This window comes from Pedobacter sp. 22226, from assembly GCF_052045455.1.
In the GTDB taxonomy this organism is placed as follows: domain Bacteria; phylum Bacteroidota; class Bacteroidia; order Sphingobacteriales; family Sphingobacteriaceae; genus Pedobacter; species Pedobacter jeongneungensis.
Map to the genome: position 1 here is coordinate 17,847 of NZ_JBQEPB010000008.1, position 17,479 is coordinate 35,325.

Consider the following 17,479-nt stretch of genomic DNA (forward strand, 5'->3'; position numbering starts at 1 on the left):
TTTAATCAGGCTTATGCTAAACGTTTTAAACCTTAAATAAAAATGAGAAAACCACTTTTCGTAAGTCTGTTATTTGTATTGTTTGTCCAGCTATTGTTTGGGCAGACAATACAAAATAATGCATTGGAAAAATTCAGGACAGAAAAATTTGGACTATTTCTGCATTGGGGCTTGTATGCCCAAACTGCTGGCGACTGGAAAGGTCACAAAGTAAAAGGGGGCGAACATTTTATGCTTTATGAGCGTATTCCCGTACAGGAATATGGAACAATCGCCAATCAATTTAACCCGATAAAATTTGATGCCGATACCTGGGTAAAACAAGCGAAAGAAACCGGCATGAAATATATCGTTTTTACGGCTAAACATCACGATGGTTTTGCCATGTACAATTCGGCCTGCAGCGATTACAATATCGTAAAAAGAACTCCGTTTAAGCGCGATCCGGTAGCAGAACTCGCCAAAGCCTGTAAAAAATACAAACTCACGCTCTGCCTTTATTATTCGTTAGGGAGAGATTGGCAGGATCCTGATGTACCTACCAACTGGCCGGTAAAAGCGGGCAGGAGCAATACCTGGGATTATCCTGATGAAGATGCAAAGGTGTTTAACCGTTATTTCGAAAGAAAGGTTAAGCCGCAGATTACAGAACTATTAACCAACTATGGTCCCATTGGGGTACTATGGTTCGATACACCTGAACTGATCAGTAAAAAAGAAAGCGCCGATCTTAAAGCTTTAGTGCATAAACTACAGCCAAACTGTTTGGTAAACAATAGAATTGGAAATGGATATGGCGATTTTTCCATTTCAGAACAATCCTTAACCCCTTCATCAAAACAAGCATGGGAATCATGCCTGACCATCGGACAAAACTGGGCTTATAACCGTCACGATAGCCTTTGGAAATCACCCGAAGTATTGGTGCGTCACCTGGTAGAAGTTGTTGCCAATGGCGGTAACCTCTTGTTAAATGTTGGGCCAAAAGGCGATGGGACTTTTCCTGATTGGGCAACCGAAAGGTTAAAAGCACTGGGCAAATGGATGGATGTTAACCACGAAGCCATTTACAATAGTCATCCCTGGATCGCAGTAAAAGAAAATGTTAGTGCTGCTAAAGAAAATCTCTCTATAGAAGAAAGTAAAAATGCCCTTAAAGACGCTGTTTTTGATGGTACGCCTAAAAACATTACACCTGATGTGTATTATACAGCAAAAGATAAAGCTGTATATGTTTTTTTAAGAAGCTGGTCATCCGCAAATGTAACGCTCCAACAGATCAGCAAAAATAAATTAAGCATTAAAAAGATTGAACTATTGGGCAATAAAAACAAAGTTCGGTGGGCGCTAAGTGATCAGCAATTAAAGTTAAACCTGCCTGATGATTTTAAGAAAGAGAATCAGATCCCGGTTTACGTTTTAAAAATAACAACCAATTAAAGAGGCTTTTATATATAGCAATTCTATGGTTTATTTATATAGATGCGGGGATACAACAGATGTCATTGTTCTTATACCTGCAAAATCAAAAGCATTGCTGCATCCAGATATTCCGGTGGATAGAAACCATTGAACTATAAAGAAGATTAATACACACAAAATTTAAATATGAAAAATATACTTAAGCCTGCATTGCTTGTTGCTGCTCTGGTTGCTGTAAACCACGCAGATGCACAGTGGACGGGACCAAAAAAACAGGCTGCAGAAAAAGTGGAGGTAAAATATGGCACTTTAACGCCGCCTCATCGTACCGATGCCGATATGCAGGCTTTTCGCAGTTATGGCCTGGGGCAGTTTATCCATTGGGGAATTTATTCCATCGCCGGTAACGAGTGGAATGGAGTAAGTGCAAGGGGGGGCGCGGCGGCTTCAGAATGGATCCGTTCATGGGGTGGACCAACTGCACCAAAAGATTGGACTAATATATACGACAACCTGTACAAACAGTTTAACCCGAAAAATTTCGATGCCAGACGCTGGGCCAAACAGGCAAAAGAGATGGGCGCCAAGTATGTCATTTTTACCACTAAACATCATGATGGTTTTGCACTTTGGCCTACAAAATATTCTGATTACAATATCTCCTCATCTCCATATAAAAAGGATATCGTAAAACAGATTGTAGATGCTTACACTGCAGAAGGCATTGATGTGTACCTCTATTTTTCTGTTCTGGAATGGAATAACCCGAATTACATGGGCAAAGCACCAAAAACCGATGAAGAGAAAGCAAAGTTTGATAAATTTCTGCAATATACCCGCAACCAGCTTGTAGAACTGCTTAATAACTATCCAAAAATTAAAGGTTTCTGGTTCGATGGCACCTGGGATGCCTCATGGAAAAGCGCTTACGGGTTTACCTATAATCTGGAAAAAGAACTTCGTGAGAAACACCCGGGTTTAATTATCGGTTCCCGTTTCCGTAACGATGAGCATGGATCACGCCATTTTGATTCAAACGGCAATATTCTTGGCGATTACGAGCAGGGTTGGGAGCGTAAGTTGCCTGCAGAATTTGAATGGCTAAACGGTAACGATTGGGATGCAGTAATGACCATTCCGCCAAATGGCTGGGGTTACATGAAAGATTGGTCGGGCATTTACACCAAAACCACCGATGATTTATTGGATATGCTGATGCATTCGGTATCCATGAACGGCAATTTTGTGTTAAACTTTGGTCCTGATGGAAATGGAAACATGCATCCCGAAGAAGATAAACTGGCAAAAGAAATCGGGGAATGGGTTAAACAAAATGCCGAAGCGGTTTATGGCGTCCGTCATGCCGAGTTAACCCCTTCAAAACTGGGTTATTTTACACAAAAGGAGGATAATTTATATTTAACCGTTTTTAACCGTCCTGTAAATGGTATAGTCCGTATTGCGGTACCTAAAAATGCCAGGCAGGTTCCGGGCACAGCCGAACTTTTAACTGGGGCTAAAAATTTAATGCTTAAACAGTCTGATATCGGTTTGGATCTGGATAAGAATACTTATTACGACGTGATACTTCCAAATGATTTTCAACCAAACAGGGCATTTGTAATCAAAATGAAACTGGTTGCACCTAAAGCAAAATCGGCGAAGCTGATGGATGCGAAGATGTAGAGGTACAAAGCAATCCTGCAACTAAAGGTTAGGCAAACTAGCGAGCGCATTAAGATTGCTTCGTGCCTCAGCAATGACGATCCTTACATAAATTATTAAAACAAGTAGAGGTTAAACCAACCTCAATTATACATTAGAATGAAGATAGATACTTCCAGATTTAGAAAAACACTTTTAACCGCGTTATTTGCCCTTACAGCTGGCTTTGCATCAGCCCAACAACAGGCCAGGATTACCTTACCTTTTAATGCTGATTGGTCGTTTAAAAAAACAAAAGACAGTGCCGCAACAAAGTGGGAAAAAGTAACCCTTCCGCACACCTGGAATGCGGTTGATATGCAAACCACCAAAAACTTTTACGAAGGCGAAGGCATCTATAAAAAAGATTTCGTTTTTGGAAACGAGTATAAAGATAAACGTCTCTTTTTAAAGTTCGAAGGTGTAGGGCAAACCGCCGAGGTTTATGTAAATAATAAACTGGTGGGCAAACACAAAGGATCTTACAGTGCTTTTTGTTTAGATATCAGCTATGCGGTAAACATCGGCAAAAATAATACGATTATGGTAAAGGCGAATAATACGGCGAAACGTGATATTATTCCCGTAAACCATTTCCTGTTCGGTATTTACGGAGGCATTTATCGTCCGGTTGAACTCATTGCAACAAATAAACTCAACATTACCACTACTGATTATGCTTCGCCGGGAATTTACATCACGCAGAAAAATGTTTCAGAAAAATCAGCTGATATTTCAGTTGAAGTTAAAGTAGAAAACAAATTGACAGCTGCAACCGATGTATTGATCAAAACAACCATTTACGACCAGGCAGGGAAAAGTGTGGTACACCAAACCGATAATTATAATGTAAATACCCAGGGCAGGCAGGAGTATATTCAGCAAATGGCTGTTCAAAATCCAATACTTTGGGATGGTTTTAACCATCCATATCTCTACAAAATCGTTACGCAGCTTATTAAAGATAACCAGGTAATTGATGAGGTTACGCAGCCCCTTGGTATCCGTAAGTTCGAACTGGTAGCCGGAAAAGGCATGATGCTTAATGGAAAGCGTTATAACATGTATGGTGTTTCAAGGCATCAGGACCGGTGGCAGTATGGTAATGCACTTAGTAATGCGCAGCATAAGGAAGATCTTGGTATCATTAAAGAAATGGGGGCTACCACCATTCGTTTGGCACACTATCAGCAGGCCGAATACCTCTATTCGCAATGCGACAGTATGGGCTTTATCATTTCAGCCGAAATTCCATTTGTAAATGTGTACACGGGTGAGGAAGGCGAGAATGCAAGGCAGCAGTTAATGGAACTGATTAAACAGAATTACAATCACCCCTCTATTTACCTGTGGGGTTTGCATAACGAAGTGTATGGCAAAACGCCAGCTGATTTCCCTGCGGCACTTACCCGCGATTTAAACGACCTGGCCAAACAACTCGATCCGTACCGTTATACCGTCACCGTAAGTGGCTACGGCGAAATGGATCGCCCAACCAACCTCAATGCCGATGTGCAGGGCATGAACCGGTATTATGGCTGGTACGAAGGGAAAATTGATGCCTTAGAAAAATGGGCTACAGATCTGGAAACCAGATACCCAAACAATAAAGTTATTTTATCAGAGTACGGTGCCGATGGCAATATTTTGCACCAGCAGGAGCAGGGAGATTTAAAGGATACCTACAATTATACCCTGCCCGATTATCCGGAAACCTACGAAACAAAAACCCACGAAATCCAATGGCCTATAATAGCCAAACACCCCTATATACTGGCTTCATATGTGTGGAATATGTTCGATTTTGCCACCCCCATGTGGAACCGTGGCAGTATGCCCGCCCGTAATATGAAAGGCCTGGTTACCTTCGACCGTAAAATAAAGAAAGATGCTTTTTACTGGTATAAGGCCAACTGGAGCAAAGAACCTGTTTTGTACCTAACCGAAAGGAGGGCAACAATCCGCAAGCACCAGCTTACCGGAGTGGTGGTGTACTCGAATATCGGTGCCCCAAAGCTATCGTTAAACGGAAAGAAAGTAAATGCCGAACCTAAACTGGTAGATGGTAATGTATTGTATAAATTCGAAAATTTAACCCTTAAAAAAGGTAAAAATACAATTGAAACCACCGCAATAAAAGATGGCAAAACCATAAAAGACAGCATCAGCTGGGATTTTAAATAAAGATTTAAATGTAAGCCCATGGTATGCTCGTTTGATTAGAATGTCTAAAATTTACCACACGCCGTTTAAATAATCAGATTGGTTACCTGGTATTTTGCGGCAATTACATTTATTTGATTAGTTAATGATTGCGTAGCGATGGATGTTGCTGCGCAATTTTAGTTTTAGCGGAATAGTTTATAGTATGCCCACGTATTCCATCTTTATGTTTATAAACTGCGAAGTAGCGATAAATAGGTTCTGGAATGCTTTTTAAAGTCAAACCCATAAACAACTACTTGCTTATGGGTTTAAAATTGGCTAACCTTACGGCTTATTCCGGATCTGCACCGGTTGGTGGAGCCTCTTCCTGTAACTTAGCTATGATCTCTTTCATTTTAGGCAGGCCGAAATAATTATGCTGTTCTATTATTTTAATTACTTCAGGATGCGAAACCGAAAGGTTGTATAATGAAGAACCCGGAAGATTCCATACATCAGATGATGCAGGAGATTTGTATTTTTCTATAGCAGGGTTTTCGATATTGGCAATGTTGGCTACAATTTCTGCTTTTTCTACATCAGTGAATTTTTTGGAGGGATCTTCGTCGAAGATTTTATAGCTAGGATCCTTTGCATCTCCATCGTATAATGTAAATATAAAATAGCCTAACGCATAAATGAAACGATTATCAGTAGTACTGGTATTCTCCTCCACATATTTTAATAAATTTTTTCTGATCTGTAATTTATTATAACTGTCTTTAATAAAAAACAAATCTGCTATATATTGTCCTCTTACAGGATTTGCTTGTATGTTCTCTTTATATAAAGAATCAAGCATCATTTTGTCTATTTTTGACTCTTTATCGTAGCCATATCTTTGAAGTAACATACTTAAGAAGCCTTTATCGTTATTTAAAAGCCATGCCAAGCTCGCTTTATCATTATTGAATAAATATTTATTCCTGTGGATATGATAAGGTTCAATACGAATTGTATAACTATTATCATTATTAACTTTGATTAGATCGTCTAGCAGTTGGAATCCAAAAAAGAGATGCTCTTTCCTTAGTAAAAAATAGTTGTCGTAATATAATGGGTCTTCAAATTCATTTTTAACCATTTTTTTTATAATCTTCTCTTTGGTTCCCAAATAATGAAATATAACTCATTGTTACATTCATTTTATAATGATGACTTTTCAGATTTTCAATTCCAAATACCTCTTTAATCCTTTGATAAAATGAATCATCCGTAATAGGTTTAAAACCATTATTTTTTAATCCCTCAAACACTACTACTATAGAAGCTAATTCTAAATCTCTGGAAGTTAAATGATATGGATGTTCAATGAATTCACCGTCATCTTCATCAATTTGTATTCTTTTTTGGTCTTTTAGATGTTGTTTTATTTCCTCAATTATTTTTATTGAAAGCATTTGTTCTTGTTTTTTTTGAACTATGTTGTCATTATTTTGCTTGTTTTTGCAACCGCCTAGTATGGAAATGGCGATAACAAAGAATAATATTCTTTTCATTTATTAATTTGTTTTATCTTTTTCTTTTATAGCAAATTTTTTGTTTATTTCCTCAGAGCTTATATAAGTATCGATGTTTTTCAATTTATCCACTTCTGTAACTTCATAATCACTTGGAATGTAGAAACCTACAAGTTTTTTTGTGATTTTTTTATAAGTAAAAGATTCACCATAACTGCTAAAGCGGATAGAATTTCCCTGATTGCCACCTAGTAAAATAAATCGATTATCCTTTGTTTTTCCATATAAAAAACCTGTATGTCCTTTACCGGATCCATCTGTACTTTTATAAACTACTAAACAACCATAAATAGCGTTTGGAATTTGTTTGTATTTTTCATTATATGTAGGTTCTAATGAGCTAGCGGAATTGGAATGATTATATGGTTTTTTCGTTTTTGGATTATTGGTTTTATGAATGCACCAATTCATGAAAGCTGCACACCATGCTCCATATTCTCCATTCGTTGGTTTATAGTTATTATTGCAATATTCAAGATAGCTCTTTGCCCTAGAGTACATGGGGTCTTCTGACTCTAAATTTCCTTTCATCGCTTTGGCTTCACTTAATGCTATTTCCATCCAAGGAGCGCGCTTACCAAATATTTTAATATCGATATTTTTCCAGTCACATTCAATAACCTTAAATAGTTTGGATGTATAATTATCAAAAGCATTCTGCTTTAGTATATAACTGTTGCCAACTTCGTGACCTACTCCTTGAGAAACTGGTTTACTTTCGGAAGATCCGTTAGATAAGGCAATCAACCCCTTCCATTTAAAAAAGGCCATAGAGGTTAGTACTGCTATCTTAATATCTTTCGATACGATATCAGGATTTTTAAGGATATCTGTTTTTTCATATTTTAAAGTATAAGCATCTGCTTTGGTATAATTTTCTCTACCGGTAAGCTGGATCAGGCCTTTGCCCCTAAAATTCCAGCCATCACCTTCCTGGGTATTTCCGACCCTGTTATTTACACTTCTGTTTTTATCGGCGTAGGCTAAATTGGCGATCATCTTTTGATTCACCGCATGGTCTTTGGTACGGCTATATTTATAAGCATCATCATGTTTGCTGAAATACGAAAACGGTGGACTGTCGCGCTCACCTTTTTTTTATTCAGGTTGCCGTTGATCAAAGTGTCGGCACTATAGTTCATACTCTCCCCACTTTTTAAATGCAGTTAGGTACAGGTTCTCGAAATAGTTGTTTATTTAGAATGGCCGCCAGTTTTATTTACATCAACCAAATATTTGATTAATTTATAATGCACTTATTCTGCAAAATTAATCCCACCTGTTTTAGCTTCGTCATAAACTTCTTTAAAATCTTGGATATTATAATAATTTTGTTTTTCAAATTCTTTTTGAAAAACATCTTCATTCAAAGTTTTGAAAAATTGGTAAGTTTGATAATTATCGAGCTGAGCCAATTTTTCTGCATTATATGCTATTTTCCCTAAAAGTTCCGCTTTTTGAGAAAAGGTAATTTCTGGATTTTCGGTTATAATTTTTTTTAGGTTAATAATCTTAAGTGATAAATTATCTAAAAAATCATGTCTTTTTTTCTCATCGTAAGTTTTAACAAGATTAAATACTTCTTGATGAAAAATTGCTTTCCTATCACATTTATGATTCCATAATATTTTACAAAACTCTTGTTCATCATTTATGTTTTTGGATAATACAAATGATAATAATTTTTCATCTTTAACATATCCGAAAATTTTTACAAGATCGTTTAAAAATTTATCGTCGTTAAATTTTAACCATGCGAAACTGGCTTTATCATCGTTGAATAGATACTTATTACGATTGACTATTGTTAAAATGTTTTTCTCTCTTTCTTGAGTAAGTTCTTTTAAATTGTCTTTCCATTGTGATGCTCTGACTTTTGTATTTTCCACTGCATCATAAATCTCAATATCTTTCTTCTCATATTCAGATAGTTCGGGATAGAGTTTTAAATAATCCAAAACCTGCGGAAGAGCATGGAAATCGGTTATGAATTGTTGTTTTTTTGTGATGTAAAGGTATTGTGCATCAGCAGTGTATGGGGCATAAATTAATTTTTTGTTACATTTGTTATCACTATATGTCTCAATTTTTATATATTTATTTTTTGAGTTTTGATCAATATTCCTATCAAAAATTTCTTCAACTTTCTGATTAAATAGTTTTGTATCTATTTTTTTATAACCATTGTTATTTAGTATCTTAGCCTCTATTAAAACGAGTGCGTTTAGGTCTTTCTCTCCGTAATCATCAAACCCTCCATAAGATGGATCATTACCAGATTTTATTTGCTCAATTAAAATTGGCCTAATATTTAAGTCTATCATACTGTTTGTTTTATTGCTGTTCTCCTTTTCTCTACAGGAAAAACTTAAAAAAAATATTGTGATTATTGTAGATATTGTAATTTTCTTTTTCATTTTGTAGTTTTTTTAATTATCTCTTTCTCCGGCAATAGTTTTTATTGATGATAATCCAATTTTTTTATTTGCATCATCAATGTTATTGTAATTGTCTGAGTCGACTAGTTTATCAATTTCTTTGATTATATATCCTTTCGGTTTGAAAAAGCCTCTGAATTTTTTATATATTTTAGTTCCATTTTTCTTTTGATAACTAAAGAAAACATTTCCTGAACAATCATATTTTGATACTTTAATCATATTGTTTTGATTTCCACCAAGGACTGCATAAATTTTATCGCCAGATAGTTTTCCATATATAAAAGTCACATGTCCTTTACCCGTAGTTATATTTCCTTGTGGATCACAATCAGAAAAAGTCGCAATTGCACCATAGAAAGCTTCGCACTTTTCAACTGTTTTATGGTTTATAAATGATGCTGAGCCAGGTGAATGTGGAGTTTCAAATCTTGGATCGCTGTTTTCTAAACACCAACAAGCAAATGAAGAACACCATGCATCCTCAATACCTGAATAATTAGCTCCGACTTTATGATAAGCAGTTACTCTACTTTGAATTTTACTTTGGCTTTTTCCTCCATAAAGTTGCGCTTCATTTATTACAGTTTTCATCCATGGAGTTCTTTTGTTAGTTACTTTCTTCAGGTCTTCTTCTTCAATGTTTGCGCATTTACCAATGAATATTTCTGATTTTCCAGGATTGTAATGGTGATCAATTAAAACATTTGTTACCTCCCAAACAAATGTCTTTCCATTAGTAAATCCTCTTCGTTGTTTCATTCCTTTAGAGTATGTTTTAAACATCCGTTTATTATCCCATTCTCCTTTTTCCTGCATGAAAGAAGAATTACTGGAGTAGCCATATTTGGTTACCCATGGTTCTTTATCAATATTGTCTTTGTCGAAAGGAACATTTGGCACCTCGATACTCTCATCAAATAATACATAATTTGGATTGCTGCCTTGCCCAACAGCATTAGGCTTTAATACCATCAGATATAAATCTGATATCGCATTTAATTTCTCTTTTTTCTTCTCAAGATATTTTTTTACATAATCCATTTGCTTTATGAAAGTCATCTGCTTTAGTTCAGCTCTTGTTGTTCCTACAGATTTTGCTGCAGCATCGCTAAATTGTATCAAACCGGAGAATCCTACACCATTATCAGATGAAGGAGAAAATGTATTATTTGTTTCTAAGTGCATTACCGACATCAATTCACTTGCCTTTTCCTTTTTCTTATCTTCTCCCCACAACTCTGCACAAACCTGTAATACTTTTTTACGTTGCTCGCATGTTAATCTGTTACTCCAATGAAAAGAATTTTCTTTACAATAACATTTACTATTGCCACCTTCCTGCCTTCCAATCCCCACCAGTGCTTTGCCACCATTGGCGGGCACATCATTCTTAAAGGCCATCAGGGTATTGCTGATGCCAAAAAACTCCATTTCTCCGATCACGGCATAAAATCGGTGCAGCTTTTCGCTATAACTTTTTTCCCAGCTTTTGTCCAGTGTGAAATCAAATTCAACTGTACCGTCAGGGTTTAATGGATATTCTTTATGGTGTACAAGGGTATCGTTTCTGAGGTTATCCAGTCCCAGCCGGCTTTCTTTACGGTATATTTTTACCGAGATGTTTTTTGCGCTAAGGTTCCGGGTGCGGATTCGGCATTGCATTTTACTGCCATATAAGGCCTGTATAACTGCTTTACCATCGGTTAAAAATTCAATGCTTACAATTTCTTCACCTGTAACCAGTTTTAGTTTTTGCAGTGGCTGTGGGATATCCCCGTTTAAAATTTCATATTTTTTATCGGCAGCATGTACCTTGAAATAAAATTCTGTTCCTGCTTTTAACAGTTTTGAATATTGGGCTGCGTGTGCTATAAAAGGATATTTTTCGGTATCTGGTACCTGGTTTTTGGGCACCTTGAAGCCATTGATGACGTGCATGGCCCTGGCATTGCCATCACCATCGATATAGCCGTACTCCAGGTTAACGGTAATGCCCTCTGCCGCTTTGAATTTAAGGTAAGCGTGGTTTTTTTCTCCCCAGCCCGTTTTTGTTTTTCTGCCACCTTCGGGGTATTCCCATTGTGCGAGGATAAGCGCGGGCTGGGCGACGGTTATCTTAACCGCTACCTTTGCACCTGGCTGTACCAGATAGGCCTGTACGGTGTATTCGCCTGGCTCTTCAAATTGATGGCTTACCGTCTCACCAGTTTTGGTTTCAAATGCTTCAACAGGTTTTCCTTCATCGTTTTTACAAATCCATTTTACCGCAGCACTTTCTTCGGGCAGGGCAGGTAAAACTTTAAAATGGTCTTTTACGCTAAATATGATCTGTTCTTTTATCCTCGTACTTTCAACAGAGGCAATCACCGATGTAATCCCATTCCTCAGGGCATGGATCTGCTCTGATTGTTTTGGGACACCGTTAAAACAGGCCGATACCACGTAAGTGCATTCATCATTACAGATGACCTGGGTAATGTTCCCTGTTGGGGTTAAAAGGGCAGGCACCCCGGTACCACTTGTTTTGGTTACTTCCCAGCTAATGGTACTGATATCGCCGGGTACGGCCAGGCCAGGAAAAAGGCTTTTCAGCCTGAATGTTACAGGTACCTGTACCCTCACTTTGGTTTTTCCGTCTACCGTGGTAACCGTTTCGATCGTGTTTTCCTTGATGGTATAAGCCCTGGTTACTTTTTTATCACCATTTGCCTTGCCATAGGCCTCAATGAGGTATATTCCTGCTTTTTTGAAGGTAATGGTGATGGTTTCGCCGGCATCGCTGCGCAATTGCATGGGCTCGCCGTTTGTATCGTAAATTACCCAGTTTACGCCCTGCTTTTCGGCATCGCCGGGCTGTCCGTAAAATTCTGCCCTGAAAGTAACAGGGCTATTGAGCGGCTGCAGTTTGCCATAAGTTAGCGGGGCAATTGACTTTACGGCCGCACCGTCTTCGTCGTTGTTTTTTGCCACCGCACTGGTGTACATAAACTCCTCGGTAAGCAAGGGGCCATCAGCTACCCAGCTGCCTGCACTGGTATTTTCGAGTTCGCGGGGAGTGATATCAAGCTGTTGGCCATGCTGAACAATTTTTATGTTTCCGCCTTTTGCTGTACATATTGCCGTGCTTTTATCGGTTAGCACATAAGCCCCGTTGGGGAGCTCTACTTTTTCGTAATAATCTTTCCATTGCAGCTTGGCCGTACAGGGCACGGGTTTTCCCGGATCCGGTACTTTACACTGGCCAAAGTTAAGGTTGAGCAGTTTATTTTCTAAAGTGGTGGCAATCAGTTTGGTTTCACCGTTATCGTTGATTACGTATTTATTATGGCTGAGTACTTTTAATGGTTTGTAAGATGGATCGGAAGCCTGATCGCAGGTGCATTTTGCACCATGGCAGGCCAAAATCTCGGTAATTTCTGTGTTCGTTGTGGAACGGTCAGGATCCTGCACGGCAGGCTGGCCTGCTCCCTTTAGGGTATCGGCAGCATCAATAGCTGTGATATTATCTTTAGCATTAACTGGCTCAGGGTCTGTGCTCCAATCCATTATAGTTATATTTAATTGGTGGTTAATCTTAAAAAATTAGATCAGGTAATTACTTAAAGAACATCAGGCAAAATTTAAACCACAGATTTTGTATTGGAACTGATTATTTGATGTATTATTTCTTACAGGCGTTTCTGTTCAGCAAACCTTATAATTTGGATCATTAAGCCATATTTTTGAGTGTAAGTTTTTTTAACTATACCTGTAATGTGGGGAATAGGAAAGAGGGGGTGTAGATATTTTTCCCCGTATAATTTTTAGTGGGAAAGTATTTCCACGGTTTTTTGTTTTGAATTAACAAACCCTGTTACTTAACTTAATCTTAATATTGGAAAGCTAAATTTGCGCTCAATTGTTATGAGAAAAAAACTACTTTACCTGCTTTTATGGCTTCCTTATTTTGGGTTTGCGCAAACACCATCAACCGCATTACTGGGAACAAAAACGTTATATATACCAAAACAAACCAAGTTTACGCCGGTACCTAGCGGCTTTAAGGCTGTTTACATTAATTTTGTAGGCAGGCATGGGGCAAGGCATTTAACCAAGGATGTTAAACTTTCTTATGCCTATACTGTTATCTCAAAAGCCGATAGTTTAAATGTGTTAACCACAGCAGGAAAAACTTTAAAGCAACTCATTTTAAACCTGGGCAAAGAAGAAGAAAACCATGTGGCTTCTATTTCCCAAAGCGGTGCAAACGAGTTAAAGGGAATAGCTGAGCGGATGTTTACAAACCAGAAAAATGTTTTTACTTCGGGTAACCAGGTTTTGGTTTCGACCACTAAAAAGGGACGTACTAAAGAAAGTGCAGAAGCGTTTCTGGCCGGACTTAAAACCAAATCGGCCCCGTTAAGCCAGAACATCACTTTTAATTATGCCGATGATGACCACCTGCGTTTTTACGATTTTTCTAAAACCTACGATGAGTTTAAAGAAAATGGCAACTGGACCATTGCCTATCAAAAACTCGCAAGGGCTAAAAAACTAAATGATATTGCCAGCCGTTTTGCTCAAAAAATCTTTAAACCCAATTACCTGGCGAAATTAAGTCAAACCGAGAAAATTAATTTTGTAGAAGATGTTTATGGCTTTTACACCATCCTGAATGCGGTAAGTGCCGAAATTAAAGCTGTTGGTTTAACCGAAAAAGACCTCAACTTCAAAGCCTATTTTACCGCGGCCGATTTAGCCGCATTAAATACTTTGGGCAATGCCGAAGATTTTTTAAGGAAAGCCCCGGGTTTAAACAGTAATGGCATCCAGGTAAGGGTAGCAGCACCTTTACTGGCCGATTTTATCAATACGACTGATGCTTATCTAAAAAACAAGCCTGTAATAGCCTACCTGCGTTTTGCCCATGCTGAAACCATTGCACCTTTTGCCGCCCTAATGGGGGTACATGGCGCAGCCGAAGCCACCAATAATATTTTAACTTTTGAGCAGGTTTGGAAAGCCGAAAATATAATCCCGTTTAGTGCCAACATCCAGTGGATTGTTTATCAAAACCAGTCAGGGGGAGACCATTTAGTGAAGTTTTTATTGAACGAAAAAGAAGTTGCCATTAATGGTTTAAACACCAAAACCTTTCCATATTACAGCTGGACAGCGGTAAGAAACCATTATACCAAACGGTTGAAAACCTTAAACTTAGGTCTTCAGGATAATATGCACGAATATTTACTCAAGTTAAAATAATCGTAATCAGGTTGCGGATTCCTTAATGAAATCACCATAAAAAATTAACATAAACTTAATCTGTTTAGGTGTTAGTGTTAAAGTTCGAAGAGTTCCTTTGCGGGTAAATAAAACCCTGTATGAAGAAACTCTTACTTACACTTTTTAATGTGATTTTATGCCTCGTTGCACTTGCCCAGAACAATGGTACCGTGCGGGGGATTGTAACCGATAAAGATTCAAAAGAAACATTAATAGGCGCTACCGTAACGCTAAAAAATGAAAAGAAAACCTTTAAGCTTGCCGTAAGCACCGGCCTCGACGGGAGTTATGTTTTTAAAAATGTTCCTGCCGGCAAATATGAGGTAGAAGCCAAGTTTGTAGCCTACAAGGATGAAGACAAAGATTTTGACCTTAAAGCCGGAGAAACTAAAATTATTTCGCTTCAGATCGAAAGCAAATCGAGCAGTCTGGATGAAGTAAAAATTTCTGGCAAATCTGATGAAGGAGGTGATTATAAATCGCGTTCCATCGAACGTAAATCCGATCAGGTATTAAATGCAGTATCGGCCAGGGCTATCGAAATTTCTCCCGATTTAACCATTGCCAATGTTACTCAAAGGGTTTCAGGCGTATCAATCGAAAGAAGTAACAACGGCGAAGGTCAGTATGCCATTATCCGCGGTATGGATAAACGTTATAACTATACTTTGGTTAACGGTGTAAAAATTCCAAGTCCGGATAATAAAAACCGTTATGTGCCACTGGATATCTTTCCTGCTGATATTGTGGATAGGATGGAGGTTTATAAATCTTTAACCCCAAATTTAGAAGGCGATGCCATTGGCGGCGGAATTAACCTGGTTTTAAAGGACGCGCCTGACCGTTTAACCATCCGTGCCAATGCGGCCGTTGGTTTGGCAGGTACTTTTGCCGTTAAAAACAACTTTACTGCTTTCGATCATGCCGGAAGTGCAGGTTTATCGCCACGCATTTCAAATGGAAGCAATTACACTGCAAATATTTCCGATTTCTCTAATGGTGGTTTTAATTACCAAACCAGGCATACACCTGTATCAACCGTGTTGGGATTCAGCATCGGTGGCCGCTCAGCCAACAAGAAATTCGGTGCATTGGCAGCGGCCAGCTATCAGAATACTTTTCGTGGTACCAGCACCATCTTTTACGATACCGATGTAGACAGGGATACAAACGAACCGGCATTAAAAAGCGTGCAGAGCAGAAGATACAGCATTCAGCAGGAACGTACCGGTTTACATACCAGGCTGGATTATAAATTTAATAAAGAAAATAAAATTGATCTTTATGCTTCGTACATGAATCTGGCGCAGAACGAATTCCGTTTCCAGAGCGATACTACCCTGAATTTAGGCCGTGTTGGCGTAGGAACCGGACGTGTAACGAATACCTACAGAAGCACCCGTACCGTACAGCAGATTTTTAGTGCCAATTTGCATGGAGAGCATAAACTGGCCGATAAACTGGAAATGAACTGGTCTGCAGTATATGCAAAAGCAACAGCAAACCAGCCAGATCAGGCAATATTGACCATTGTAACCGGGCGGACAGCTATATTGGATGCTGCCGGAAATAAAATCGGTTCGGCACAAAATCCTGCTTTGTTTAATTCAACAGGTGCAGCACAATCGCACATCTGGGCAAAAAATGCAGATGAAGATAAAACCGGTTTCCTGAATTTTATTTATAAACCAAAAATCGGCGATACAAAGGTAGAATTTAGCGTTGGTGGAATGTACCGCGATAAAAGAAGAACCAGCAACTATGATGATTATTCGCTGAAATTATCAGGAAGTACCACGCAGGTTTACGATGGTAACATCAACAATAATACCTTTATGGTACAAACCGTTGGTGGTTCGCTCAATGATCCTTTAAACTATACTTTTAATGAAAAAATTGCCGCAGGTTATGCGCAGTTTAAATTTACCCTTGGCAAATTGCAAACATTGGGTGGTGTGCGTTACGAAAATACCCGGCAAGATTGGGTAACCTCGGCCAAAGTAGATCAAACCGTGGGTGCAATCGGTTCAAATAAGTACGCTGATTTATTGCCCAGTTTAAACTTTAAATATGCACTTGGCGATAAACAAAATCTTCGTTTATCTTATTATTCCGCAATCAGTCGTCCAGGATTTTACGAATTAATTCCACATACAGGTGGCAATCCTGATGCCGATTATCAGGAATTGGGTAATCCCAAATTAAAGCGCATTACCTCTGATAACTATGATTTGAGATACGAATTTTTTCCAAAACAGTTAGATCAGTTATTGGTGGGAGTGTTTTATAAAGACATTAAAAACCCGATTGAGTATGCATTGGTCAACCAGGCTACGAGTATATTTTACACCGCAGGTAATTTCGGTAATGCTTCTAACTACGGCTTCGAAATGGATTTTACCAAATACATCAGCAAATTTGGTTTCCGTGCTAATTATACCTTCACCGATTCTAAAATTACCACACCAAAAACGGTATTGTACAGAGATCCGGTAACAACCTCTTATACACAGCGTACCGAAGAGCAAACGCGTCCTTTACAGGGCCAGTCTAAACACATCGGTAACTTATCATTATTGTTTAAAGATGCCGTTTCGGGTTTAGATGCACAGTTGGCAGCAGTATATACCGGCGCGAGGATTTATACCGTATCACCATTTCTGGATAACGATGTTTGGCAAAAAGGAACCGTTACTTTAGATCTTTCAGCAGAGCAAAAAATAACTAAAAGCTTCTCGGTTTATATTAAAATAAACAATTTGTTAAACACGCCATCCGAACTGGAAATCAGACGACCATATAAAATAACTACAGCAACAGTAAATCAGGATGTAGCCAATCAAACCATCGGAGAAAATGTTTTTATCCGCAAAGATGAATATCAGCAATTCTATTTGTTAGGCCTACGCTATAAATTATAAG

Annotated in this window: 10 protein-coding genes; 5 read left to right on the forward strand and 5 right to left on the reverse strand. The window is 38.3% G+C overall.

Going from position 1 to position 17,479, the window contains the following annotated elements; all coding sequences use genetic code 11:
• Window positions 1–42: 42 nt before the first annotated feature.
• The 3 genes from ACTJKC_RS18080 (at window position 43) to ACTJKC_RS18090 (ending at window position 5,310) form a co-directional block, all read left to right on the forward strand.
• Entirely contained in the window at window positions 43–1,440 is a 1,398-nt protein-coding gene (locus ACTJKC_RS18080; protein ID WP_440794076.1) for an alpha-L-fucosidase, read from the forward strand.
• 168 nt (window positions 1,441–1,608) lie between these two features.
• On the forward strand, window positions 1,609–3,108 hold the full coding sequence (locus tag ACTJKC_RS18085; RefSeq protein ID WP_440794078.1) for an alpha-L-fucosidase: 1,500 nt from the start codon (window positions 1,609–1,611) through the stop codon (window positions 3,106–3,108).
• Between the two features lie 138 nt (window positions 3,109–3,246).
• Window positions 3,247–5,310, forward strand: a complete 2,064-nt coding sequence (locus ACTJKC_RS18090) for a glycoside hydrolase family 2 protein (protein ID WP_440794080.1) — start codon at window positions 3,247–3,249, stop codon at window positions 5,308–5,310.
• Window positions 5,311–5,623: 313 nt separating this feature from the next.
• Here ACTJKC_RS18090 and ACTJKC_RS18095 read toward each other — a convergent pair whose 3' ends face one another.
• From ACTJKC_RS18095 to ACTJKC_RS18115, 5 genes are all read right to left on the reverse strand, one after another.
• Window positions 5,624–6,415 (reverse strand): hypothetical protein, encoded by a 792-nt coding sequence (locus ACTJKC_RS18095; protein WP_440794082.1) that lies wholly within the window; start codon window positions 6,413–6,415, stop codon window positions 5,624–5,626.
• Window positions 6,408–6,830 (reverse strand): hypothetical protein, encoded by a 423-nt coding sequence (locus ACTJKC_RS18100; RefSeq protein ID WP_440794084.1) that lies wholly within the window; start codon window positions 6,828–6,830, stop codon window positions 6,408–6,410. The genes ACTJKC_RS18095 and ACTJKC_RS18100 overlap by 8 nt, the downstream gene beginning before the upstream one ends.
• 3 nt (window positions 6,831–6,833) lie before the next feature.
• Window positions 6,834–7,850 carry a hypothetical protein gene (locus ACTJKC_RS18105; RefSeq protein WP_440794086.1) on the reverse strand — a complete coding sequence of 339 codons (1,017 nt, stop codon included), beginning with the start codon at window positions 7,848–7,850 and terminating at the stop codon, window positions 6,834–6,836.
• A gap of 257 nt (window positions 7,851–8,107) precedes the next feature.
• Complete coding sequence (locus tag ACTJKC_RS18110; RefSeq protein WP_440794088.1) at window positions 8,108–9,268, reverse strand: hypothetical protein; 1,161 nt, start codon at window positions 9,266–9,268, stop codon at window positions 8,108–8,110.
• A 12-nt stretch (window positions 9,269–9,280) separates the two neighbouring features.
• Window positions 9,281–12,838 carry a PAAR-like protein gene (locus ACTJKC_RS18115; RefSeq protein ID WP_440794090.1) on the reverse strand — a complete coding sequence of 1,186 codons (3,558 nt, stop codon included), beginning with the start codon at window positions 12,836–12,838 and terminating at the stop codon, window positions 9,281–9,283.
• Window positions 12,839–13,195: 357 nt separating this feature from the next.
• On the opposite strand from ACTJKC_RS18115, the gene ACTJKC_RS18120 reads away from it, so the two are divergent.
• Together ACTJKC_RS18120 and ACTJKC_RS18125 are read left to right on the forward strand one after the other, a co-directional pair.
• Window positions 13,196–14,536 carry a histidine-type phosphatase gene (locus ACTJKC_RS18120; protein ID WP_440794092.1) on the forward strand — a complete coding sequence of 447 codons (1,341 nt, stop codon included), beginning with the start codon at window positions 13,196–13,198 and terminating at the stop codon, window positions 14,534–14,536.
• A gap of 119 nt (window positions 14,537–14,655) precedes the next feature.
• Window positions 14,656–17,478, forward strand: coding sequence for a TonB-dependent receptor domain-containing protein (locus tag ACTJKC_RS18125; protein WP_440794094.1), 2,823 nt, complete (start codon window positions 14,656–14,658; stop codon window positions 17,476–17,478).
• Window position 17,479 lies beyond the last annotated feature (1 nt).